The organism is Chryseobacterium pennae (assembly GCF_003385515.1).
In the GTDB taxonomy this organism is placed as follows: Bacteria; Bacteroidota; Bacteroidia; order Flavobacteriales; family Weeksellaceae; genus Chryseobacterium; species Chryseobacterium pennae.
Genome location: NZ_QNVT01000001.1, coordinates 448,389 through 471,418, shown reverse-complemented (window position 1 = coordinate 471,418; position 23,030 = coordinate 448,389). Strand labels below are relative to the sequence as shown.

Here is a 23,030-nt window from a genome sequence, read left to right as displayed (position 1 = left end):
TATACCTCAGATCTAAACTTATTTAGTTTTATTATATTTGAGAAAATGAAAGTACCAATGTTTCTTACCGAATGTCCTAGAGATGCAATGCAGGGATGGGGAGAGTTTATCCCTACTGACAAAAAAATAGATTATATCAACTCCTTAATGGATGTTGGCTTTGATGTATTGGATTGTCTGAGCTTTGTTTCTCCCAAAGCAATTCCTCAGATGGCTGACTCTGATGAGGTAGCTGAAAATATTGATAAATCCCGCTCCCAAACAAAAGTTTCTGCTATTATCGGAAACTACAGAGGAGCTGAAAAAGCGTTAAAACATGAGTCTGTAGATATTCTTGGGTTTCCTTTTTCTATTTCTGAAACATTTCAGCACAGGAATACCAATAAGAGTCAGGAAGAGGCTTTTGATGAGATCATTAAAATGCTTGAACTTGTAAAAACTGAAGGAAAACAGCTGAATATTTATTTTTCTATGGCTTTTGGAAATCCATACGGAGAAATGTGGAAATGGGAAGATGTGGACCAATGGGCACAAAGGTTTTCAGATATCGGTGTAAAAGATATTCTGCTTTCCGATACAACCGGAGTGGCAACCCCTGAAACCATAGCCCTTTTATTTGAGAAAATTCCGTCAAAATACCCTGAAATCAACTTCGGGGGACATTTCCATAACCGCTATGAAGAATCTTATTCAAAACTAAAAGCAGCTTATGATCAGGGATGCAGAAGATTTGATAGTGCCATCAAAGGAATTGGCGGATGTCCTATGGCAAAAGATGATTTAGTGGGAAATATGCCTACTGAGCAGGTCATCAACTTTATGAGTGTTGAAAAAACAGACCACAAGCTGAATCTTTTAAACTTTGAAAGTTCTTACAATAAAGCTAAGGATATTTTTCATTTTTAAAATGATTTAAAATCTTTCACAAACTCTACGCAGATAAGACACTAGAAAATTAGAATCTACGAAATCCGTGTGATCTGCGTGAAATTAAAAAATATAAATAGGAGCGGACTTTAGTCCGCTTTACTATATCCATCAATCCATTGGCTTTAGCCAAAAACTAATTAGAATAACCTAAAATTTAACAAAATGTCTCCAATAGTTTCACCTTCTGAATTAAAGAGCCTTCCAACAGGTAACCTTATCATTCTTGATGCAAGAATAGGGAAAGATATAAAGCAAAACTATCTTAAAAAGCATATCAAAGGTGCAAGATTCATTGATCTGGATAAAGATCTGGCGGATATAGGTGAAGATGCTGCTTTTGGAGGAAGACATCCGCTTCCAACTCCGGGAAAATTTGCAGAAACACTTTCCAATCTTGGGATTGCTGAAAATACCCATATTGTTGTCTATGACGATAAAAATGGTTCAAATGCGGCTGCCAGAGCCTGGTGGATGCTGAGATCTTTTGGATTGGAAAATGTACAGGTGTTGGATGGTGGAATGCAGGCTGCTGAAAAAAATAATTTAGAGTTTTCAGCAGGTGAAGAGATATTTGAAAAGACAGAACTTATTGACAAAGAAAAATGGGCTCTTCCAATTTCAACCCTTGAAGATGTTGAAAATGAATTGAAAAGCAATTCTTCTACAGTTGTTGACGTAAGGGATGCCTACAGATACAGAGGAGAGTCTGAACCTATTGATCTGGTGGCAGGACACATTCCGGGAGCCATCAATATTCCTTTTTCTGAAAATCTGGATGAAAACGGATTTTTCCTGAGTTCTGAAATTCTAAAGGAAAAATACAATCAATTATTAAAAGATAAACCTGAAAACCTGATTATTCACTGTGGTTCTGGAGTCACAGCCTGTCATACTATTTTAGCACTAGCTCATGCAGGTTTTAAGACTCCGAATCTTTATGTTGGTTCATGGAGTGAATGGAGCAGGAGAGAAGGAAAAGAAATTGCAAAAGAAGCTTAAAAATAATCCTGAATTGGGTTTCAACGATACAGAAAAGGATGCCAATAATGACATCCTTTTTATATTTTCAATTCTTATATTACTTTTTATTCAGCTGCAGTAAAGCGATAATTATAAACCCTATTCCTGTAATAAAAGGAGGCTGAGTCTGCATTTTGGATCCTAAATAAAGCATATATACCCCTAAAAAAGCAAGGAGTATGGCCCCGATTTTTTTAATCATGTTTGCTGAGTCGTTGTACTATAAAATTATCTGTACAGAAATGCTTGAGATTTAAAGCATTCCCAATTCAAACTTCGCTTCTTCGCTCATCATATCCTTATTCCAGCTCGGTTCGAAGGTAAGTTCTAAATCTACACTTTTTACATTTTCTACCTCAGCTACCTTGTCTTTTACTTCTTGGGGAAGGGTTTCGGCTACCGGGCAGTTAGGAGTAGTAAGGGTCATTATAATTTTTACGTCAGCATCATCGGAGATCTGTACATCATAAATTAGCCCTAATTCGTAAATATCTACCGGAATTTCGGGGTCATATACGGTTTTCAGCATGCTGATGATTTCTTCACCAATGTCTGCAATTTGATCGTCTGTAAATTTCATTTTTTAATCTAGATTGATATTCCTTTTCAACAAATCTTCCTGACGCATACGTCGGAAAATATTTGCCAAAGTTAAGACATCTTTTTCACAATAGTCAACAATTCGCTGCAAGTCTTTTTCTATGTAGTAAATTGATGAAACCATTGAGCCGTCGATATCATCCTTTGGAGTAGGAATACCAAAGACATGAGCCAGTAATTCCAGTGATACAAAACTTTTATAATCCCCGAACTTCCACAGTTCCATAGTATCTATATGAGGAATCTCCCAGGGCTTTTTTCCAAACATCTGAAAGGGAGCGGGAGGCTGCATTCCGTTGATGAGATATCTTCGTGCAATCCATGGAAAATCGAATTCTTTCCCGTTGTGGGCACAGAGAATCACATTATAAAGTCTTGGACTGTTGAAGAGCTCTCCAAATTCCTGAAGCATCTTTTTTTCATTATGTCCGGAGAAGCTTTTGATCTTTAAGGTTTCATTCTTTTCCACCATTCCGATGGTAATGCAGATGATCTTTCCGAATTCAGCCATGATTCCGGCTCTGTCATAAAATTCAGCGGCAGAAATGTCTTCTTTTCTCTGGAATTTTGTCTTTTTATCCCAAAGATGCTGGTCGGTTTCAGACAAATCTTCCCAGGAGCCTGCCTGTGGAACGGTTTCAATATCAAGGAATAAGACCTTTTCTAATGGTATGTTCTGTATCATCGTGTTTTTTATTTGCTATCCTACCTGCATTCCGTTTTTGGTGGGTAATGAAGGAGCTAAAAGAGTGACATCGTTTTTATCTTCCCCATATAATCCTAACACTAAACATTCACTGAAGAAGTTAGCAATCTGTTTTTTAGGGAAATTAACCACTGCTAAAATCTGTTTTCCTATCAATTCTTCTTTCTGATAAAGAGAAGTGATTTGTGCAGATGATTTTCTTATTCCCAGATCACCAAAGTCGATTTCCAACTGATATGAAGGATTTCTGGCTTTTTCAAAATCATGTACTGAAAGAATGGTTCCGCATCTGATGTCTATTTTTTCAAAATCTGCCCAGGTTATGTCTGGTTTTACGTTCATGGTAATGTGTTAATTAAATGTTCTACTTCTGTTTTCTGTTCTGCATATTTTTGTTGTAATTCCGAACCTTCACCCATCCTTTTATAATATTCCAAAGCTTTTCCGCCGAAGAATTTTTTATGAAAGTCCGAAACTTCAGGAACCTGTGGAAAAACTTTATGAAAAAGCATTTCATAATACGCCTGAAACTCTCTTTCATTTTTATCCTCAATCACCTGTCCCGGAGCCTTTTGCCTTACATGAAGCATTTCGTGGGCTACCATATTCAGGACGAGGTTCAGGTCAAAATCAAATAAATTTCTAGGAATCATCACGGTTTGAGGCCCTCCGAGTTCTCCTTCCGCAGTAAGAAGCATCGAAGTAGGAGAGAGTTCTTCCCTGAATCCAAACCCTGCAAAATTGTCATGTTCCAGATCAAAAGAATGGATCAGGTATTTCGCGGCATCCAGAATCTGATTATGTTCTTTATAGGCTTCAAGGTGTAGATTAACCTGCTCGAAATTCATTTGAAGTATGTTTGATAACAAATGTATTAAAATATTGAGAAACCCAAGGTTGTTTATATCAAAGGTTTAGGATATAAGAGTAAAAAAGTTTTTATACGTCAACTTCTGTCGCTTCCGGGTAGCATCTTAGAGGACTATTATGAATCATTAAGAAAATAGTCTGATAACTTTTCTAAAAAACTGGCAGAAAGAAATGCTGAAAAAGAAACTAGAGCGATTTTTGATGATGCAGAGAAGGAATTGGATGAACACAAGTAAACTTAACAAAAGTAGATTCAAAATAAAATATGAAAATATTTCTATGAGAATGTTGAGGTTGGAAGTGCTGGTATTTCAAACGGTGGTTATCTTTCTTTTGATATTCCTGGAAACTTTCAGAGACAAAAACTTGGTGCTGAAATTATTGAAGAGGCTATTTCTTTTTTTGATAAACAAGGGAATTCAGGCAAGATGGCTGTCAGCAGCTAAATATGAAGGAGGGATTTCAACTAATTTAAAGTCGTTTCAATTGACTATCTTGGGAATAAATTACCTAGAGATGGCAGTACTTAATACACCCACAGGAAGAATAGTTAAGAAAAATGGCTTTACAAAAGTATCTGTTGGTGATTGGGATGTTTTTTTGATCTAGGAGGTAATAGACCTGCTGAAATATATTGGATTGAATTAGAATTTAAAAAACCTTAAAACTGAAAAAACTATATACATACAATAATAAAAGAATCACTGTTTGTAACAATTTTGACTTAAAATTTAAAGATTTTCTTTTTTATCTAAAAAATAATGATGAAAAATTATATTTACTCTTGATGAGTAATGTTGATTTTAATGTGAATAGGGAGTTTTTTTTAGAAAAATTCAAAGATTTTTTAGAAAAATGGTTGCAAGAATTTTTTGAATTAAAACAATCTTTGTCTTTCAATAGTATAGAAAGTATTTTTAATACTGTTAAAATGAGCAATAATAAATATGAAGAATTTTTCTCATTTTATAATTTTTATAAAAAGTTAATTGAATCAAAAGATGACATATTATTCTTTTATGATTCTCAATCAAAGACACCACATGAACATTTTAAAAGGTATGTAGATTAATTATGAATTTATTTTTAACTTCATTGATAATTAAAAATTATGTCAATTACATATCATTTAAAATTTCGAAACAAATTAGAACAAAAGCCAGAACTTATTCAACTTATTCATGAGTATAAAAATACGGTATTATTAATCTCTAATTTATATTCAACAGAGTACGGTTATGAAGGAGGAAAATTTCAAGATGAATATTTGGATGTTGACTTAGACAATTCTTCTCAAATATCATTTGATCTTTTACAGAAAGATGCTGATCCACAATCCTGGAAAAAACTACTGGAAGAAATTATTCATAAAATCACTAATGATGTATATCCAGATGAAGATTATTTTTTCGGTTTTCAGGGTGATATTGTGTATGAAATAAGAGAGAATGGGATTGTTAAGAAAAACAGGATTGATAAATTTATATAATAGTATTATAAATAGAAATTACCTTATTTATGTTAAAAGATAAGAAATGCTAACCATAGCAGAACGTTATTTAAAAAAACGAGGAGAACAAGGAGGCAGTAGCCATAATGACAGATAATATTATTGTGAAACCTTATGGTAGTATTTACTATTATAATTCTAAGGAATACCTATTGACAGGAGATTTCAATAAATCATTGATAGGTAATGCTCCTTTTTCAGTAGAAAAAAAATCAGACAGGGTAGTTACTTTTGGAACAGCAGCTAGATTAGAGGATTACATACTATCTTATGAAAATGGTACTATGACACCTAGTTTAGATCTTTACTGGTATGCAGATGAGGATAGGTTCGATTATAAGTAATCTTATTGCTTTATAGAGTGTAATCTTACAAAGGCTTTAACAAATATACAAAACAGTAGTAGTTTTACTGCTGTTTTATTATTTTCCAGCTGGAAGAAATCATGCTGTTTTTATTTATTGTAAAATATTCAGGAACAATTATGAAACAAACAGAAAATAAAATAAAAGAAGCTATAGCTAAGGTCTATAAAGATTTAAAATTAGACCATAACAACCAGTGTCCTATAAAATTGAATTTTTGGAAGAAAGAAGACAAAGATAATAGATTCAATATGGATTATTGGAGTGGCTGGTATGACTATTCAAAAGGATTTTCCTCTAATGAAATGTATGGAAACTATATAATAGCTATAAATGATGAAGATGGAAAGCCATTATCCGTATTAATCTTTCCTGAAGAACTTTGTATTGATACTGATAAAGATGGAAATTATTTCTTAGGAAATAGAAGCAATAATTAAAGACCATTTCGATTGTTTATCATTTAATATTCCGAAAACTTTAAAAAACAAAAGTCAGAATTTAAGGAGATAATATTAATGGACTTCTATCTTAAGTGTATAATTAATGGGTTATGAAAATAGAAAATTTAGATTTTGGAGCATTCTATTATGTCGAAGCTATGAAGATGATAGATGATCCCATTGAGAGTGTCAATGAATTTATGAAGTTTGAAAAAGAAAAGACAGAAATAGAATTGTTTTTAAAAGATTGTAGTTTGAAAGATTTTATTGGGGTAATCATTACTATTTTTAAAGATAAGTATGCTAATGGTGCTCTTTTGGGAGCCCTTATTTCAGAAACAATACAAAAAGAAAAACAATTAAATGAAATATTGTATGTTAAAAAATTTCAATATAGAGATGATTTAAAATCACTTAAGTTTAGATATAATGAAGATGATCACTTCGAATCACTTGAATTTGATATAATAATTCCTTTTACTCAGATTAGTCATATTATTGAGGAGTCTTTGATGGAAAAAAAATATTCAAAAAATGGAGATAAGTATATACTAGATTCTGATAGTGGAATGGAATATATTGAAGCTACTCCTACTTTTTTTAAACTTGGAGCAAACATGAAAGTATCAAAAAAATTTCATTAATAATTTTAACCACCTTATTGGTGGTTTTTTTATTTTCAATCATATATGTACTTAATTCAAATAAAGTATATATGATCCTGGAAAAAAAAAGATAAGAAAGAGGATGCATTAGCAGAAAATTATTATGCTAACAGATAAAAAAATGCAGCAAATAGCAGAGCGTTATTTACAAAAAATAGGAGAAGGGAGCATTGAGGCAATAATATATTCGGATGATACTATTAAAAGTCCTATGATAATATTTATTTTAATGGGAGAATTTAAGTATTCATTGGGTGGAAATGTACCTTTTTTAGTAGAGAAAGAAACTGGTAGAGTTATCACTTTTGGAACAGCGGGAATATTAGAAGACTATATAAAGGCTTATGAAAGGAAGACGTTATACAGAACTCTAGATCGTTATTGGTATCCAGATGAAGATAGATTTAACTACCAGTAATCTATACAATTTATACTAAGCATTCACAAAAGATTCCTACATGCGCGGAAAAAAACGACTGTATCCAAATCAAATAAAAAAACTGTATCTGTATTCATCCATAAGTTCTTCGCAACTTTACCCAAAGAAAAACGCATAATAACAGAAACATGAAGATTACACTGGTAGGCTTTAAAAAAGAAGATCGATTTTCGGTAGGAGTAGCCAATGATGAGGATAAAGAATTAATCAACTTTTTAAAAGATAAAGGATTGGATGTTGTTCCCACTATTTGGAATGACAAAAATGTAGACTGGAACAGCTTTGATGTAGCCGTTGTCAAATCTCCATGGGATTATCATAATCACTTGGCTGAATTTCTGAGCTGGTTGGATCATCTTGAAACCTTAGGCGTTAAAGTTTTAAATCCTGTGGAAATCATCAAATGGAATTCGGATAAACATTATTTGAAAGATATTGCCGATAAGCAGCTTCCGGTTATTGCAGCAGAATATCTGGAAAAAGGATCTTCCTTTAATACCCACTTTTTTGATCTTTTTAATGCAGAAAAATTAGTGGTGAAACCTTGTGTGAGTGCAGGTGCACAGAATACAGTAACAATCAGCAGGGATAATTTCGATGAACGCTCTAAAGAAATAGACCAATTTCTGAAAGAGCAGGATTATATGGTGCAGCCTTTTGTAGAGGAAATAAAAAACGGAGAATGGTCATTTCTGTTTTTCGACGGAAAATACAGCCACTGTTCCTTAAAAACTCCTAAACAGGGGGATTTCAGGGTGCAGCATTATCATGGTGGAAGCATCAGCTATCCAACTCCGGATCCTATGTATATAGAACAGGCAAGTGTTTACTTAAAAAACTTACCTCAATCTACACTGTATGCAAGAGTAGATGGGGTATTGATCAATAATTCATTTCACTTAATGGAACTGGAGCTTATTGAGCCTTATTTGTTTCTTAATGGCAACAATGAATTACAAGAAAATTATTATCAGGCATTAATGACTTTGATTTCCTGATAATTATTTTATTAAGGTGGTCTTCTACGTTGACAGCGTAGAAGACTTTTTTTATCAGGGTTATTTTATAATCTCGTATTTTGAAACTGGAATAATAGCTTTATTCTGAGGGGAATCAATCGTATTGGAGAAAGACAGTCCTCGTTTTGTAGCCTCCAAAAGAAATTCACCACCTGAGAAGGACCCGTCAGAATTATTACTTTCTACTGAATAAATGACTCTTCCAGATGTAAAATTATCATTCACTGTACAGTTGATATTTTTAATCTTATAAATCTGTTCAGATGGCTGTTTCTGAGTGGGTTCCTGTAACACGGTCTTTATGATAGAGTTTATCGGATCAATAGTAATTTCCAATTTAACCGGTTTTTCCTGACGATTTTTTGTAAAGACCATCTTATCTGATATCAATCTGAGCTTTTGTGTACATTGAATCGGATTTCCTTCCTGGCTGTTGTTGGATATCTGAGCAGATGACAGGATATATCCAAAAAATAATAAACAGATCATATACCATCGGTAATGAAAAAGAATAGGTTTCATAATAACTTATTTTGGTGCTTATATAAAAGTACAATTTATATCAGAATAAAATCGGAAATTTTTAATCTTTTTGTTTGGTTTTCAGTGGATATAGGATGCAAATAAAAACCGGACCGGAATTTTTCTCCGGTCCGGTTAAACAAGATTAAGTGTAAAATTTAACCCTTAAAAAGGCAAAAAAGGATAATTCAAATGTTGATTTTTATTGATTGAGCCTTAATCTATGTTTAGGGGGATTGATAGTAATGGAACTTTATTTTTATATGCCATGATGGCTGTCTTGCTTCGGTGAAAAAGAGATTCTACGAGATTGTATCTGTAGGGAACCATGGTCAGCAGATCAGAACTGGTCAGCTTTACTTCCTCTTCAATAGCTTTGATAATTTCAATGGATTGTATCATCTTAAAGCTGTATTTAATATCATCAAGATCATAGCCGGAATTCAGATCAATATCATGAATAACCTCCTCAAAATCTTCCAGCCTTTCACTTACATTAAACACCTCAATCTCCGAATCAAACTCATTAATGAAATAATAAATGTCGTTCATTGCTGACCAGGTGATAGATTTGTGGGTGTCATACGCAAAAAGAATTTTTCGGATCCCTGTATATTCTATATGTCCCGGAATAATCAGTATAGGCTTTTTGATCCTGTGAATAGCTTTAGTTACTGTATTTCCCAACAGCCTTTGTTCAAGCGTCTTTTCAGTCATACCCATGACAATAAAATTACAATTGACAGACTCTATACATTTATTAAGTTCCTCAATAAAATTCCCAGAAGCCAGATAATATTCTGTTTTGATGGTGTAAAGTGTGCCGATTGCATTGGCCTTATCGGTAAGTTTCTTCTGGTTCTTTAGCGTCTGTTCATAGAAGAAATCAGCTGAGGCCTGAGCATTCAGCGCATGAATGGAAATGCTTTGAAGATTGAACAAAACAATATTATATTGGTTTTGTTTAGCCATGGATGCCGCGTAATGAATTGCATTTTCAGCTTCCCGGGAAAAATCTGTGCAGACAATTATTGTTTTCATTGTACCGATTTTGATATTGCAAAACTAGGGTGGAGGTTGGTAGTCTTTTATTAAAAATAGGGTGATGTTGCATAAAATGATGGTGAAATGTATTTTTCAGGTGATGAAACGTTATCATCATTTGAACGGGTCTATTTTACGTTTCAGGTACAGTTTTGGCGGTCTCGTTAAAAACAGAGGAGACTCTTCTGAAATCTATTTCTATATTTACATTCACAAAATCCCGGATATGAACAGGATTTCTAGTATCAGAAAAAATTTAGTACGGAGTAAAAAGATCCTTTCCACCATGAAAAGGAGATTTGTGATTTGGGCAGTAGCTGTAGTTGCTTTCTGTGGCTTTTCGTATCTTATTGACCCTTTTGATCCGGTTTGGCGGGGATATCTGGAGACCCCGTTAAAAATGATTATTGAGGACGCTCTTTGGATTTTTTTCTTTTCCATCATTATTTCGGAGGTCAGTATATTTATTGATCTGACTCTTAATAAACTGCTTCCGTGGAAGGACAGAACAGTCAAGAGATTATTGATACAGGGGCTTCTTCAGGTTTTAGGAAGCGTACTGATTGTGATGATTATTAATGCCATTGTAGATTGTACTTCAGATAATCTGCCTGAAATGGATTCCAGAAAGGAATATACTCTTTTAGGACAGTGGGTAGCCACTAATATTGTGATTTCGCTTATTATAAGCGGTTTTAATACAGTAGATTATTTACTTCAAAACTGGAAAAGAACGGCTGTAGAAGCTGCCCAGCACAAGCTTAGAGCTTCCAAACATAAACAGGCTGCGATGGTAGCTGAACTTCAGGCCCTTAAACTACAGATAGATCCACATTTTATCTTTAATAATCTTAGTGTACTTTCTGAGCTTATTCTGGAAGACCAGCAGCTAGGGTATGAATATTCGGAAAAATTTGCGCGGGTATATCGGTATTTGCTGGTGAATTCCAAGAAAGATATCATTGCCGTAGAAGAAGAGTTGAAGTTTTTAGACTCTTATATTTTCCTGATTGAAAAAAGGATCGGGGAAGGAGTAATATTTAAAATTGATATTCAGGAAGAATACAGATCCATGTATACCCTTCCGTTATCCCTGCAGCTATTGGTTGAAAATGCCATCAAGCATAACCAGACCTCAAAGGCAAACCCATTAAAAATTCATGTCTATACAAACCCCGAAAAAGAATTGGTAGTGGCAAATAATTTTTTACCATTGCTCAATAAACCGGATTCTTCAGGAGTAGGGCTTACCAATATTATTGCAAGATATGAGATCCTGGGCTACACAAAACCAATTATAGAACAAACAGAAGATAAATTTATTGTAAAACTTCCATTGATATGAAGATTAATAAAATTTTAATAGTTGAGGATGAAAGACCCAATGCAGACCGCTTAAAAAGGCTGTTGCTAAAGTTAAGACCGCACATTGAGATCCTGTCTGTAGAAGATTCAATAACCTCTACAGTCAATTGGCTGGAAAACAATGTCGTTCCGGATATCATTATGATGGATATCCGCCTGGCCGATGGCCTAAGCTTTGAAATTTTTAATAAGCATGAAATTAAAAGTGCCGTAATCTTTACCACTGCTTACGATGAATATGCCGTACAGGCCTTTAAATATAACAGCATAGACTACCTTTTAAAACCGATAGAAGAAGAAGAGCTGGATGCTGCATTGAAGCGGTATGAAACCTTTATGGAAGCAGTGCCTGTAGTGGGGTCAGCGATAGAAGGGCTCCTTAATTATCTCCAGCCTAAAGATTATAGAAAACGGTTCCTTATTGTTCACCGTGATGGATATAAAACGGTTTTGGCAGAAGACATTCTCTACTTCTATACAGAATTGGGAATCAGTAAAGCAATGCTGAATACCGGTGTTGTGGAAAATATCCCACAGACCCTCGAAGAACTCGAAAAGCAATTGGATCCAAAGTTTTTCTTCCGCGCGAACAGACAGTTCATTATTCACATCGATTCCGTCAAGCAGATTTTTAATCATTTTAATGGAAAACTGAAACTGGAACTGAGAAAGCAGCCTGAAATGGAAGTGATTGTAAGCCGTGAAAAAGCCTCTGTTTTCAAATCCTGGATGGATTATTAGAGTAAGGAAGCCGGGGGCTGGAAGGGGAAAGTTATTGCAAACATAAGACAAATGAAGATCATTTTAATTACTGTTTTTTTAGAAAGGCTTTAAAATCCTTTTATCCCTGTCAGAAGTTGTATGCACTATAGTAACTTCCAGCCTCCCTCTTCCAGCTTCCATCCCCATAATAACAAAACCCCCTCACGAATTGCTCATGAAGGGATCATATGAAGAAAAAGCTATGATTTAAACGTTATAAAGGAATAGCATATCCCAAAGAGATTGCAAAACCTCTGTTTTTCACATCTACTCCTTTCTCATCAGAGATATTGCTTAATCCTAAGTTATATCTGCCGTCTACAATGACTTTCCCCGGGCCCGCAGGAATTGCTAAACCTGCTCCCATCTGCAATCCGAAATCTACTGATCGGGTTTTACCATATACTGCTTTCACTTTATCGTTTTTCCCCATTAAAAACCCAATGGAAGGACCTGCATTCACATATACCGGGCCGAAGCTGTATTTTGCCAATACCGGGACTTCTATATAGTTGAAATTGTAGGTCTCACTTCCATAATTGTTTTTAAACTTGGTTCCCTTGCTGATAAAGTTAACCTCAGGTTGTATAGAAAAGTTCTTTATCCCTGTCTGGATATTTACTCCCAAACCAGCCTGGAAGGACGTTTTTGACTTTTCACCATTTACATTTTTAATAGATTGGCTGGCAATGTTAATTCCTGCCTTCGGAATCAGTTCTATCCCTGATTCTTTTTTCGGTTCTGTGGTTTGAGCCTGTACTCCTAATCCTAACACAAGCGCCGTGATTGCTAAAAACTTTTTCATTTGATAAAAATTTAAATTACTGACTTATTTTTTGATGTTTTAATACTGCGAAATTAGGCTGGGAAATACCCTGAGTATGGAATTTTAAAAGTGAAACGTATAAATTGAAACCCCAACCGTATTTTTGAAATATTAAAACGAAAAAGCCCTTTTTTATCGATCCTGATACTGGAAATAATCGCTTTTCCTTTCATTTTTGGTATCATACGTTTCACCTGCGATTAATTACGTTTCACCTGATTTTTAGATGAATCTCCTTATTATATGAACTTATTTTGCTGCTGTAAAATTTAAAAACAAATGTTATGAACTACAGAAAAGGATATCTGGCACTCTCACTTACGGCTGCAGCAATACTGTATTCCTGCGGTTCAGGAAATAGTCAGGAAAATGCTCAGCAGGTGCAGGCTCTTCCTACAGACTTCATTCAGGTGAAATCCGGGAATGAAGATGTTTCAACAGGATACCCGGGAAGCATAGAAGGACAGGATAATGTAGAGATAAAAGCTCAGGTAACAGGATATCTGGAAGCAGTATACATCAAAGAAGGACAATATGTAAGCAAAGGGCAGACCTTGTTTAGGATTAATCCGTCTGTATACAATGAACAGGTGAATACCAATGAAGCTGCATTGAAGTCTGCATTGGCAGCACAGGAAACAGCGAAACTGGAAGTTGAAAAATTAAGACCTCTTGTAGAAGGAAAAGTAGTTTCCGATATGCAGCTGAAAACAGCGCAGGCAAATTTAAAAGCCGCAGCAGCGCAGGTTGCACAAGCTCAGTCTTCATTAGGTTCTTCAAAGATCAATGCTAATTTTACCTATATCAAAGCACCGGTGAGCGGATATATAGGCAGAATTCCAAACAGGGTAGGAAATCTTATCAGCCCGTCTGATGCATCACCATTAACGACTCTCTCAAACATCAGCAGCGTAAATGTTTACTTCTCAATGAATGAAGCAGACTTTATAGCGCATAGCAGAGCGGCTGTTTCAGGAGGAAATGCAGAGAATGTAGAGCTTATTTTAGCAGACGGTTCCACCTATGGCTTCAAAGGAAGATTAGAAAATGCAAGCGGAAACTTCGACAGAAATACGGGAAGCATCCAAATGAAGGCTGTTTTTCAGAATCCTGATAAATTGTTAAGATCTGGGGGAACGGGAAGAGTGATGATCCACAATGCACTGGACGGAGTTGTTAAACTTCCGAAAACATCTGTAAAAGATATTCAGGATAAATTCTTTGTCTATAAACTTGAAGGAAAAGATAAAGTGAAAATGACTCAGATTAAAGTGTCCGGAAGCACATCAGAGGATTACTTCGTGAAGAATGGAGTGAATGCGGGAGATAAAATCGCCATCAACAGGATAGATGCTCTTACAGATGGAGCTCTGGTTGTGGCTAAAGTAGCTTCTTCAAAATAATTTTATAATCATTCTTAGAAATTTCGAAAATGTTAAAAAAGATAATAGACCGTCCGGTACTGGCGACAGTAATATCCCTGATTATTGTCATTTTAGGGATTATAGGATTAAATCAGCTGGCAGTGACCAGGTTCCCGGATATTTCCCCACCTACCATTACAGTTTCAGGTTCATATCCTGGGGGGAACAGTGAAACGGTAATCCGTTCCGTAGTAACACCATTGGAAGAGCAGATCAATGGGGTGGAAGACATGAGCTATATGAAATCTACGGCAAGTAATGACGGAACATTTACTATCTCGGTTATATTCAAACAGGGAGTAAATGCCGATCAGGCAGCAGTAAATGTACAGAACAGAGTACAGCAGGCTACTCCTATATTACCTCAGGAGGTGATAAGAATGGGACTGACGACCTCAAAGCAGCAAAACAGTATGGTGTTGATTTTCAATATTTATACCGAAGATAATAAACAGTATGATGAAACCTTTCTTCAGAATTATGCGAATATCAACCTTATTCCACAGATAAAAAGGGTAAAAGGTGTAGGTCAGGCACAGATTTTCGGAATTAAAGACTATTCCATGAGAATTTGGCTGAATCCTCAGAAAATGGCCACTTATGGATTAGAACCATCCGATGTTTCGAATGCTATTGCCGATCACAGTTTAGAGTCTGCTCCCGGTAAATTGGGAGAAGAATCAGATGCTGCATTGGAATATGTAATCCGATATAAAGGGAAAAAGAACAAGCCTGAACAATATGAGAACATCGTTGTTAAAAATGACGGAACCAATGTGATCAGGCTTAAAGATGTGGCCCGTGTAGAATTTGGTTCCATTAATAACAGTGGAGATAACCTTTCCAATGGTAAAAATGCAGTTACCGTTGCCATTATGCAGACAACAGGATCTAATGCCAATGAAATTGAAATAGGAGTAAATAAAGCGATTGATCAACTGTCAAAATCTTTTCCTCCGGGGATTAAATATACCAAGGTAATGAGTACCAAGGAAAGATTGGATGAAGCAACAGGACAGGTGAAATCTACTCTGATAGAAGCATTTATCCTTGTATTCATTGTGGTATTTGTCTTCTTACAGGATTTCAGATCTACCATTATCCCGGCCATTGCGGTTCCGGTAGCCATTATTGGTACTTTCTTCTTCCTTTTGGTATTAGGATTTACCATTAACGTATTGACGCTGTTTGCTCTTGTACTGGCAATTGGTATTGTCGTCGATGACGCTATCGTAGTGGTAGAAGCGGTTCACAGCAATATGGAAGGAACAGATCTTTCAGGAAGAGAGGCTACTCACAAAGCAATGAGCGAAATTACAGGAGCTGTTATTTCCATTACATTGGTGATGTCTGCTGTGTTTATTCCGATTGGGTTTATGTCAGGTTCTGCAGGGTTATTCTATAAACAGTTTGCTTATACATTAGCCATTGCAATTATTATTTCTGCTGTAAACGCACTTACTTTAACGCCCGCTTTATGTGCTGTATTTTTGAAAAATCACCATGCAGAAGAAGGTGGAAAGAAAAAAGGATTTGGACAGAGATTCGCTGTTGCTTTTAATGCAGGCTTCAATAATATGACCGAACGTTATGCAAAAGGAGTAAGATTTTTAATCGGACGTAAATGGATCGCAGCAGGATTGGTAGCAGGAATTATAGGACTTTCAGCATGGTTGATGACAAGTACTACCAAAAGTTTTGTCCCAATGGAAGATGACGGATTCTTCATTTATTCATTGAGTATGCCGCCAGGAACGGGATTAACAAAAACCACAGAAGTTTCCAATAAGATCAATACCATTTTAAAAACGGTAGACGCAGTTCAGGAGAATACTTCCATTACAGGATTTAACTTATTAAGTAACAGTGCCGGACCAGCCTATGCCATGGGATTTGTGAAATTGAAACCTAAAAAAGAAAGAGGAGCTGTTCAGGATATCGACGAGATCATGAATATAGTAAACGGAAAGCTGTCTGTAATCAAAGAAGGAAGTGTAATGAGCTTCAGAATGCCTCCGGTAGAAGGATATGGAGTGACAAATGACGCAGAGATTGTACTTCAGGACCGTATGGCTAGAGATCCGCAGGCTCTTAAGGCAAAAGCAGATGATATAATCGGGCAATTGATGCAGGTTCCTGAAGTTGCTTATGCCTATACCATGTTCAGAGCAGATTATCCACAGCTGGAACTGGAAGTGAACGAAGATAAAGCCAAGCAGTTAGGAGTAAGTATTTCCAATTTATTAAACTCTATACAGACTTATTTTTCAGGGGATCAGTCTCAGAATTTCTCAAGATTCGGGAAGTTTTACAGGGTGAATATTAAGGCTGATGGAGTATTCAGAATGGATGAGCAGGCGTTCAATGATATTTTTGTGAAAAATAATAAAGGAGAAATGGTTCCAGCCAGTACTCTGATTACTTTGAAAAAAGTATACGGTCCGGAATCCGTACAGCGATATAATCTTTATAATTCACTGAATATTAACGTAGTGCCAAAGCCGGGAATCAGTAACGGAGCCTTAATGGATAAAATTGAGCCAACCCTGAATAAACTTCCATCTGACTACAGTTATGAATGGACAGGATTAAGCTTAGAAGAAAAATCAGCAGGAAATCAGACCGTGGTAATCCTTGGATTGTGCTTACTGTTTGTATATCTGCTGCTTGCAGCACAATACGAAAGCTACATACTTCCGTTAGCGGTAATGCTTTCCATCCCAACAGGAGTTGTAGGAGCATTTCTGGGGATCAAAGCAATAGGGTTGGATAATAACATCTATGTACAGGTAGGATTAATCATGCTTATTGGTTTGCTGGCGAAGAATGCGATCCTTATCGTAGAATTTGCGGTCCAAAGGCGAAAATCAGGACTTTCTATTCTGGATTCCGCATTGGAAGGAGCGAAAGCGAGATTACGTCCGATCATCATGACCTCATTGGCCTTTATCGTGGGAATGATCCCACTGATGATCTCTACTGGAGGAATGGCTTCAGGAAATAAATCCATCAGTGTGAGTGCTGCCATAGGAATGCTGAGTGGAGTGGTGCTGGGAGTATTTGTAATTCCTGTACTGTATATGTTCTTCCAATATCTGGATGAGAAATTTTCATCCAAAAAGAAGCATCCTGTAATCCAAAACCAATTGACAAATGAGAATATTTAATATAAAGAATTTCCTTATCTCAGGCGCAATGGCATCAGTACTGGTGTCCTGCGCTGTGGGAAAGCCCTATGCAAGAACAGATCTTCAGGTACCGGAAACCTATAAAGAATCCGTACAGGTAACAGGAGATACAGTAGTGCTTCCATGGAAAACGTTCTTTAAAGACCCTAAACTGATAGGGTTAATAGATAAAGCTTTAAGCAGAAATAATGAAGTAAATGTTGCATTAAAAAATATTGAACAGCTGGACCTTATTTATAAACAGGCTAAGCTGTCTCTTCTTCCCACACTGGATTTCAATGCAGGAGCCAATAGAAGCTGGGCTTCCAAAAATACCCTGAACGGATCCCTTAATGAACAGTTCGTAGGTACAAAATATATGGATGATTTCAGTGCCAGTCTGAGACTGACCTGGGAAGTTGATATCTGGGGAAAAGCTAAAATGCAGAAAGAGTCTGCCGCTGCCGAGTATTTCGCTCAGAAAGAAAATCTGAATGCCATAAAAAGCAGGATCGTTGTTCAGGTAGCTCAGGCGTACTATAACCTGATAAGTCTGGATGAGCAGATGAAAATTGCGGAACAGAATATTGAATTAAGCAACAGTACCCTTAAAATGATGGATCTACAGTTTAAGGCAGGACAGATCAATTCACTGGCAGTGCAGCAGTCAGAAGCGCAGAAGAAAACTGCTGAACTTTTGATTCCTCTGGCTAAACAGAATATATCCATTCAGGAAAATGCGTTGAGCATTCTTTGTGGTGAATATCCGAATAAGATAGAAAGATCAGGAAATCTGAAAATGATGATTCCTGGAAATAAACTGTCAGAAGGACTTCCTGCACAATTATTGAGCCGAAGACCCGATCTGAAAATGGCAGAATTCAACGTCATCAGCCTGAATTCAAAAACAGGATTGGCTAAAGCTGCAATGTATCCCAGTATCAGTCTGAGCCCGCAGATTGGAGTTAATTCTAATAATTTCAGCTCATGGTTTGATATTCCGGGTTCTATTACAAAAGCTGTTGCTGCTAACCTGGCAGCCCCACTTTTCCAAAAAAAACAATTGAAAACCGCTTATGAGACGGCATTGATTGAACAGGAAAAAGCGGCGATCAACTTTAAACAGTCTGTAATGACGGCTGTAGGAGAAGTTTCTGATGCTATGGCAAAAAATCAGGGAACCTCGGAAAGACTGCAGCTCTTGGAACAGAGAACAGCCATTTTAGATAAAGGAATTGGTGATGCTTTAAAACTGTACAAAAGCGGAATGGCAACCTATCTTGAAGTGATTACAGCTCAGAATAATAAACTTCAGAATGACCTGGAAGCTATTAATGTAACACTGGAAAGATTAAAGGCCGAGGTAGACCTTTACCGCGCCTTGGGCGGTGGAACAGAATAGAAGGTAGAAGGTAAATGATAGAAAAAATGCAGCTGTATCATACGGCTGCATTTTTTATTGATTGAAGGTAAAACCGAAAGTTAGTCTAAATAATTGTGAGGATAAGTAGTCTGCCCGAATTTTCTGTCGATTTCTTTTAATAGCGCGATCCTTTCCGGAGTCATTTCAGGGACAGGTAAAAACTCTCCCGGTTTTGCCGGAGTTCCTATCTCTCTGAATACCTGTTCAAGCCCTGCCGGAACCACGGTACATAACATACGGGCATAGCTATCCGAAACATTTTTAAAACAATGAACAGAGCCATTCAGTGGGATATTCACGAAACCACCTTCCTTCAAAGTTGTTTTTCCAGCTTCTGTTTTAAACTCCAGTTCGCCCTCCATAAGGTAAAACATTTCCTGAGTGGCAGGATGGGCATGAGGTGGAGGTCCGCCACCCGGAGAAACCAGCATTTCTATAACAGCATAGGCATTATTGGTTGTTTCCCCTGAAACTACGATCCGGTAATTTCCACCTGCCACGCCAAGGGTTTGTCCCTGATCATGACTGACAATACTGATATTACTTTTCATAAGATAATCTTTTAGTGAGATATATTATTGATTTGATTACCACTGTACATACCGCCATCATAATAAGGAGAGTGGGTATCTGTAACAAAGAGGACAAGCTCTGCTTTATCTTGAGTATTAAAACGGATAGATTCTCCTTTCACAAATACACTTTCACCTTTGCTTAGACTAATAGTATCATTCACTTTTAAACTACCCTGAAAAACATACAAAAGAGCACCAAAGTCTTCTCCGAATGTTTCAGGAAGTGAAAAATCCTGTCCTGGAGTAATCTGCATATCATATATCCAGGTATTGCTGCTTAGCTGAAGCTTGGTTTTGGAAGCGTCGGGTGAAGCAATCAGCCTCCATTGATTCATGCTGTGAACCTTATCCAGCTCCTGAAAAATAACTTCCGGCTTAGCATCTTTTTCTCCCGGACGGATAAATATCTGAAGCCCTTCCTGCTCGTCCAATATAGCCTCTTCGTGGTAGAAAAGCTGGCCGGCCTTCATCAGCATCAAACGGTTAGGCGTGATGAATTCAGTAAAACCTTCCGAGTCTGTATGCTTTACTTTACCTGTTCTGAAGTAGGAAAGAATATCATCGTTGATATGGGGGTGCATTTTGATAACCGCTCCTCCATGAATATGAGCCTGATCAATACGTCCGATGCTGTAATATCCTGTGTCATTGTCTGTAAGGTCTAATCCGGGATATAGAATTGAGATATGAGCATTGCCCATTTTTTTAGAATTATCTATTTTTTTCAACATGTTCTTTATTTTTAATAAGGAAGTTAAACAAACTGTCCGGTTTTGGAGATCACTTCTTCAAATACGATCTGTACTGTCTTTTCTCCATCTTCCGTTGCCCAGCTGTCAATCATATCAGCTACAAGTTGGTTGATAGTAGTGGTACGTACACCTGCTTTTTCCCATGTCTGCTGAGCCACATCATCTGCAATCTGAGTAGGAGAGCCTCCTGCATCTATCACGACCTGTACATCAAAACCTTCTTCTATCATAGATCGGGAAGGATATACAATGCATACATCATGGGTAAGTCCGGCCATAATTACATTTTTTCGGTCTCCGGCTGCTTCCAGGACTGCTTTTTTGAAGTTTTCATCCTTCCATGCATTGGTTATTCCTTCACGCTTTACCCTTTGAGCATATTCATCAGGTAAAATCTCTTTGAGCTCCGGAATAAGCATTCCTTGGGTACGATCTTCCTGGCTGCTCGTTAAGACTACGGGAATATTCAGTGCTTTTGCAATTCTTGCCAGTGCTATAGTTCTGCTGATGATCATTTCTTTCGGTCTGTTGGCACACCATTGCAGAGTTCCTGTTTGGTGGTCAATAAGTAGCATAACAGTATCTTCTTTTCTAAAATGTTTCATTGTGTATAAATTTAGGGTTTACAATTATTAGGTAGTCATATCCTATTGTTAATTTTATCTTTAGGGTTATTGATTCGACAAATTGTAAAACACTAAATTAATTGATACATCATATGTGGAAAAGGGCTGCAAGTAATATACTTTGGTCAGATAGTAATATTAGACTTGCTTTAAATTATTATTATTTTAAACATACTGTTGGATTCCCTGAATGTAATTACGGTATTCAGTGGGATTCGTTTCTGAATATTTTTTAAAATATTTTCCAAATGTACTCGGGTCAGGAAAATTTAAATGTTCTGCAATGGTTCCGATACTCATTTCTTCCTTTTGAAGCAGGATTTTGGCTTCCAAGATAATTTGGTGTTGTATCCATTTCCCTGGGGTACGTCCGGTTTCTTTACGGATAATCTGGCTGAGATATTTAGGATGAATATTCAGGAGATCTGCATAGAACTGCAATTCTCTTTGCTGGGTCGCATACTCGGTTACTGCTTTTCTGAATTGCATACTAAGGCTGTTTGTAGATGGAGTGATATCTCCCTGTTCAGTACGGATGCTAGCCGTAATATTAACCAGAGAATACACCGCACCATGTACAATCTCTTTATGGAAAACAGATCTGGGTGGCGTATAGGAGCTTATTATTTTGAATATAGATTTGATATGCCCAGCCTCTTTTTTCCTGAGTTGAACAATAAAAGTTCCGTTTCCAGACAGATCCGAAAATCCCTTAAGAATATTATTTTCGATGATCTTTTCCTGTAAGAAGTCTTCAGAAATCAGAATACTTTCTGCTTTGTAGGGAAGTTCCGGCATTTCCCAGTTTTTGATGGAAACCGGGTCCGCAAACACTATTGCAGGGGATTTTACCTCATGACGGATGAGGTTGCTGTGAATCACAAGTTCTCCCTCTTTTAAAAATCCTATACAATAATAATTGGAACGGTAGGGCTCAGTAAGACTTTCTGAAATTCTGAAATCCGGGACATGTATATACCCTTCCTGAAGAGTAAGGTCTTTGAAATTATCGGTTAAATTCTGTAGAGAAACTTGTTTAATACTTTCCATAAACTAAACATCTTAGAAGAAAGATCTGATGATATTAAAGATACAAATTTTAGGTTAAAAATGATTGTTATTTGAACGACTTAAAAATATGAATTTCCGAACAATCATCATTTTTTTATAGAAAAAACATTTATTTGAATTGAATTTTTAAATCACTAAATCAATTAGTTATGAAAAATGTTTGTTTTTTTTGAAAAAAGCATGCAAGATTTCCGGAAAAGGAGATTTATATCAATGAGTACTCAAAATAATTAATGTTTAATGAAAAAAATAATGCAATGAAAAAATTTAAAGTATCTCAATTTTTAACAGCTATCTTAATTGTATTGACAGGTTTCACTTTGTATTCATGCACCGTTGATGGTCCGGAAATTCGTCCGGTAAAACAGGAGGATGTGATAGGAAACTACAAAGGGAGACTCATTACTGTACAGGGAGAGAGCAAAACAGAAAAAATAAAGAATTTTAAAGTAAAAAAAGATACGGTCATGTTTGCAGAATTTCCAGTAGATGAAATTGTGAAAACAGTAGTAAAAGACCCGGTAAAAGCAGAGATGGCCATCAAGGCACTGGGAAAGGTGAAATATGATATACAATATACCTCTTCGGTAAATGCAGCCAGTAATGTGATAGAATTGTCTTTGGTTCCAAAACCGATGGAAATCAGAATACCAGTAGATGGAACAACAAAAAAAACAGAAGTGGTATTAACGGCTAAGCAGAAAGGATTTTATGTAGGGATGGATGGCTCTATGCGATTTGTTTTGAATGCAGAGAAAATTACCGTAGACGGTACAGTACTTGCCCCTTATGAAGCGATTAATTATAATTTTCCATTCTGTGTAAAATATTAATTAATGGTTATTACTATAAATAGATTGTATTTATACGATGCAATCTATTTTTGCTTTAAAATTTAAATCAATA

At 36.2% G+C, this 23,030-nt stretch carries 27 protein-coding genes; 16 read left to right on the top strand and 11 right to left on the bottom strand.

The window, feature by feature from the left end:
- The first annotated feature begins 57 nt into the window (after window positions 1–57).
- Together DRF65_RS02145 and DRF65_RS02140 are read left to right on the top strand one after the other, a co-directional pair.
- Complete coding sequence (locus DRF65_RS02145) at window positions 58–906, top strand: hydroxymethylglutaryl-CoA lyase (protein ID WP_115968482.1); 849 nt, start codon at window positions 58–60, stop codon at window positions 904–906.
- A gap of 186 nt (window positions 907–1,092) precedes the next feature.
- Window positions 1,093–1,929: a sulfurtransferase gene (locus DRF65_RS02140; protein ID WP_115968480.1), complete on the top strand. Its 837-nt coding sequence runs from the start codon at window positions 1,093–1,095 to the stop codon at window positions 1,927–1,929.
- A gap of 274 nt (window positions 1,930–2,203) precedes the next feature.
- Here DRF65_RS02140 and DRF65_RS02135 read toward each other — a convergent pair whose 3' ends face one another.
- Genes DRF65_RS02135 through DRF65_RS02120 form a run of 4 tightly spaced genes read right to left on the bottom strand, consistent with a single transcriptional unit; the run spans window position 2,204 to window position 4,104 of the window.
- Window positions 2,204–2,530 carry an SUF system Fe-S cluster assembly protein gene (locus DRF65_RS02135; protein WP_109621030.1) on the bottom strand — a complete coding sequence of 109 codons (327 nt, stop codon included), beginning with the start codon at window positions 2,528–2,530 and terminating at the stop codon, window positions 2,204–2,206.
- A gap of 3 nt (window positions 2,531–2,533) precedes the next feature.
- Window positions 2,534–3,235, bottom strand: coding sequence for a 3'-5' exonuclease (locus tag DRF65_RS02130; RefSeq protein ID WP_115968477.1), 702 nt, complete (start codon window positions 3,233–3,235; stop codon window positions 2,534–2,536).
- 15 nt (window positions 3,236–3,250) lie between these two features.
- Window positions 3,251–3,598: a tRNA-binding protein gene (locus tag DRF65_RS02125; RefSeq protein ID WP_115968474.1), complete on the bottom strand. Its 348-nt coding sequence runs from the start codon at window positions 3,596–3,598 to the stop codon at window positions 3,251–3,253.
- Window positions 3,595–4,104 carry a hypothetical protein gene (locus DRF65_RS02120; protein ID WP_115968472.1) on the bottom strand — a complete coding sequence of 170 codons (510 nt, stop codon included), beginning with the start codon at window positions 4,102–4,104 and terminating at the stop codon, window positions 3,595–3,597. Before DRF65_RS02120 ends, DRF65_RS02125 begins: the two co-directional genes overlap by 4 nt.
- 193 nt (window positions 4,105–4,297) lie before the next feature.
- Between DRF65_RS02120 and DRF65_RS02115 the strand changes: the two genes are divergently transcribed.
- The 8 genes from DRF65_RS02115 (at window position 4,298) to DRF65_RS02080 (ending at window position 8,546) form a co-directional block, all read left to right on the top strand.
- Window positions 4,298–4,735: a hypothetical protein gene (locus tag DRF65_RS02115; RefSeq protein ID WP_115968470.1), complete on the top strand. Its 438-nt coding sequence runs from the start codon at window positions 4,298–4,300 to the stop codon at window positions 4,733–4,735.
- A gap of 178 nt (window positions 4,736–4,913) precedes the next feature.
- A complete protein-coding gene (locus DRF65_RS02110; protein ID WP_115968468.1) occupies window positions 4,914–5,198 on the top strand; it encodes a hypothetical protein in 285 nt (94 codons plus the stop codon).
- Window positions 5,199–5,237: 39 nt separating this feature from the next.
- Window positions 5,238–5,615 carry a hypothetical protein gene (locus tag DRF65_RS02105; protein WP_115968466.1) on the top strand — a complete coding sequence of 126 codons (378 nt, stop codon included), beginning with the start codon at window positions 5,238–5,240 and terminating at the stop codon, window positions 5,613–5,615.
- Between the two features lie 107 nt (window positions 5,616–5,722).
- Window positions 5,723–5,980, top strand: a complete 258-nt coding sequence (locus DRF65_RS02100) for a hypothetical protein (protein WP_115968464.1) — start codon at window positions 5,723–5,725, stop codon at window positions 5,978–5,980.
- A gap of 140 nt (window positions 5,981–6,120) precedes the next feature.
- Window positions 6,121–6,441 (top strand): hypothetical protein, encoded by a 321-nt coding sequence (locus DRF65_RS02095; RefSeq protein WP_123947258.1) that lies wholly within the window; start codon window positions 6,121–6,123, stop codon window positions 6,439–6,441.
- A gap of 113 nt (window positions 6,442–6,554) precedes the next feature.
- Complete coding sequence (locus DRF65_RS02090) at window positions 6,555–7,088, top strand: hypothetical protein (protein ID WP_115968461.1); 534 nt, start codon at window positions 6,555–6,557, stop codon at window positions 7,086–7,088.
- 124 nt (window positions 7,089–7,212) lie between these two features.
- Window positions 7,213–7,527, top strand: coding sequence for a hypothetical protein (locus tag DRF65_RS02085; protein ID WP_115968459.1), 315 nt, complete (start codon window positions 7,213–7,215; stop codon window positions 7,525–7,527).
- 149 nt (window positions 7,528–7,676) lie between these two features.
- The gene (locus DRF65_RS02080) at window positions 7,677–8,546 is read left to right on the top strand and encodes an ATP-grasp domain-containing protein (RefSeq protein ID WP_115968458.1); all 870 of its coding nucleotides are present in this window, start codon (window positions 7,677–7,679) and stop codon (window positions 8,544–8,546) included.
- 60 nt (window positions 8,547–8,606) lie between these two features.
- Here DRF65_RS02080 and DRF65_RS02075 read toward each other — a convergent pair whose 3' ends face one another.
- Both DRF65_RS02075 and DRF65_RS02070 read right to left on the bottom strand, forming a co-directional pair.
- Complete coding sequence (locus tag DRF65_RS02075; protein WP_115968456.1) at window positions 8,607–9,089, bottom strand: hypothetical protein; 483 nt, start codon at window positions 9,087–9,089, stop codon at window positions 8,607–8,609.
- Between the two features lie 216 nt (window positions 9,090–9,305).
- Window positions 9,306–10,130 (bottom strand): universal stress protein, encoded by an 825-nt coding sequence (locus DRF65_RS02070; RefSeq protein ID WP_115968455.1) that lies wholly within the window; start codon window positions 10,128–10,130, stop codon window positions 9,306–9,308.
- A gap of 64 nt (window positions 10,131–10,194) precedes the next feature.
- Here DRF65_RS02070 and DRF65_RS02065 point away from each other — a divergent pair, with 64 nt between their 5' ends.
- Together DRF65_RS02065 and DRF65_RS02060 are read left to right on the top strand one after the other, a co-directional pair.
- Entirely contained in the window at window positions 10,195–11,478 is a 1,284-nt protein-coding gene (locus tag DRF65_RS02065; protein ID WP_228438455.1) for a sensor histidine kinase, read from the top strand.
- Window positions 11,475–12,239, top strand: a complete 765-nt coding sequence (locus tag DRF65_RS02060) for a LytR/AlgR family response regulator transcription factor (protein WP_115968453.1) — start codon at window positions 11,475–11,477, stop codon at window positions 12,237–12,239. Before DRF65_RS02065 ends, DRF65_RS02060 begins: the two co-directional genes overlap by 4 nt.
- 235 nt (window positions 12,240–12,474) lie before the next feature.
- On the opposite strand, the gene DRF65_RS02055 is transcribed toward DRF65_RS02060, so the two are convergent.
- Complete coding sequence (locus tag DRF65_RS02055) at window positions 12,475–13,065, bottom strand: porin family protein (RefSeq protein WP_115968452.1); 591 nt, start codon at window positions 13,063–13,065, stop codon at window positions 12,475–12,477.
- A gap of 305 nt (window positions 13,066–13,370) precedes the next feature.
- Here DRF65_RS02055 and DRF65_RS02050 point away from each other — a divergent pair, with 305 nt between their 5' ends.
- Genes DRF65_RS02050 through DRF65_RS02040 form a run of 3 tightly spaced genes read left to right on the top strand, consistent with a single transcriptional unit; the run spans window position 13,371 to window position 19,079 of the window.
- A complete protein-coding gene (locus tag DRF65_RS02050) occupies window positions 13,371–14,489 on the top strand; it encodes an efflux RND transporter periplasmic adaptor subunit (protein WP_115968450.1) in 1,119 nt (372 codons plus the stop codon).
- A gap of 29 nt (window positions 14,490–14,518) precedes the next feature.
- Entirely contained in the window at window positions 14,519–17,677 is a 3,159-nt protein-coding gene (locus DRF65_RS02045; RefSeq protein WP_115968449.1) for an efflux RND transporter permease subunit, read from the top strand.
- Entirely contained in the window at window positions 17,664–19,079 is a 1,416-nt protein-coding gene (locus tag DRF65_RS02040) for an efflux transporter outer membrane subunit (RefSeq protein WP_115968447.1), read from the top strand. The genes DRF65_RS02045 and DRF65_RS02040 overlap by 14 nt, the downstream gene beginning before the upstream one ends.
- Before the next feature lie 80 nt (window positions 19,080–19,159).
- Here the strand turns inward: DRF65_RS02040 and DRF65_RS02035 are convergent, their stop codons facing one another.
- The 4 genes from DRF65_RS02035 to DRF65_RS02020 all read right to left on the bottom strand — a co-directional run bounded on the left by DRF65_RS02035 (window position 19,160) and on the right by DRF65_RS02020 (window position 22,103).
- On the bottom strand, window positions 19,160–19,651 hold the full coding sequence (locus DRF65_RS02035; RefSeq protein WP_115968446.1) for a cupin domain-containing protein: 492 nt from the start codon (window positions 19,649–19,651) through the stop codon (window positions 19,160–19,162).
- A gap of 11 nt (window positions 19,652–19,662) precedes the next feature.
- On the bottom strand, window positions 19,663–20,406 hold the full coding sequence (locus DRF65_RS02030; protein WP_115968444.1) for a pirin family protein: 744 nt from the start codon (window positions 20,404–20,406) through the stop codon (window positions 19,663–19,665).
- A 23-nt stretch (window positions 20,407–20,429) separates the two neighbouring features.
- A complete protein-coding gene (locus DRF65_RS02025; protein ID WP_115968442.1) occupies window positions 20,430–21,032 on the bottom strand; it encodes an isochorismatase family protein in 603 nt (200 codons plus the stop codon).
- A gap of 186 nt (window positions 21,033–21,218) precedes the next feature.
- Window positions 21,219–22,103, bottom strand: a complete 885-nt coding sequence (locus DRF65_RS02020; RefSeq protein ID WP_115968440.1) for a helix-turn-helix domain-containing protein — start codon at window positions 22,101–22,103, stop codon at window positions 21,219–21,221.
- 278 nt (window positions 22,104–22,381) lie between these two features.
- Between DRF65_RS02020 and DRF65_RS02015 the strand changes: the two genes are divergently transcribed.
- Window positions 22,382–22,957 carry a DUF4840 domain-containing protein gene (locus tag DRF65_RS02015; protein ID WP_115968670.1) on the top strand — a complete coding sequence of 192 codons (576 nt, stop codon included), beginning with the start codon at window positions 22,382–22,384 and terminating at the stop codon, window positions 22,955–22,957.
- The last annotated feature ends 73 nt before the right edge of the window (window positions 22,958–23,030 follow it).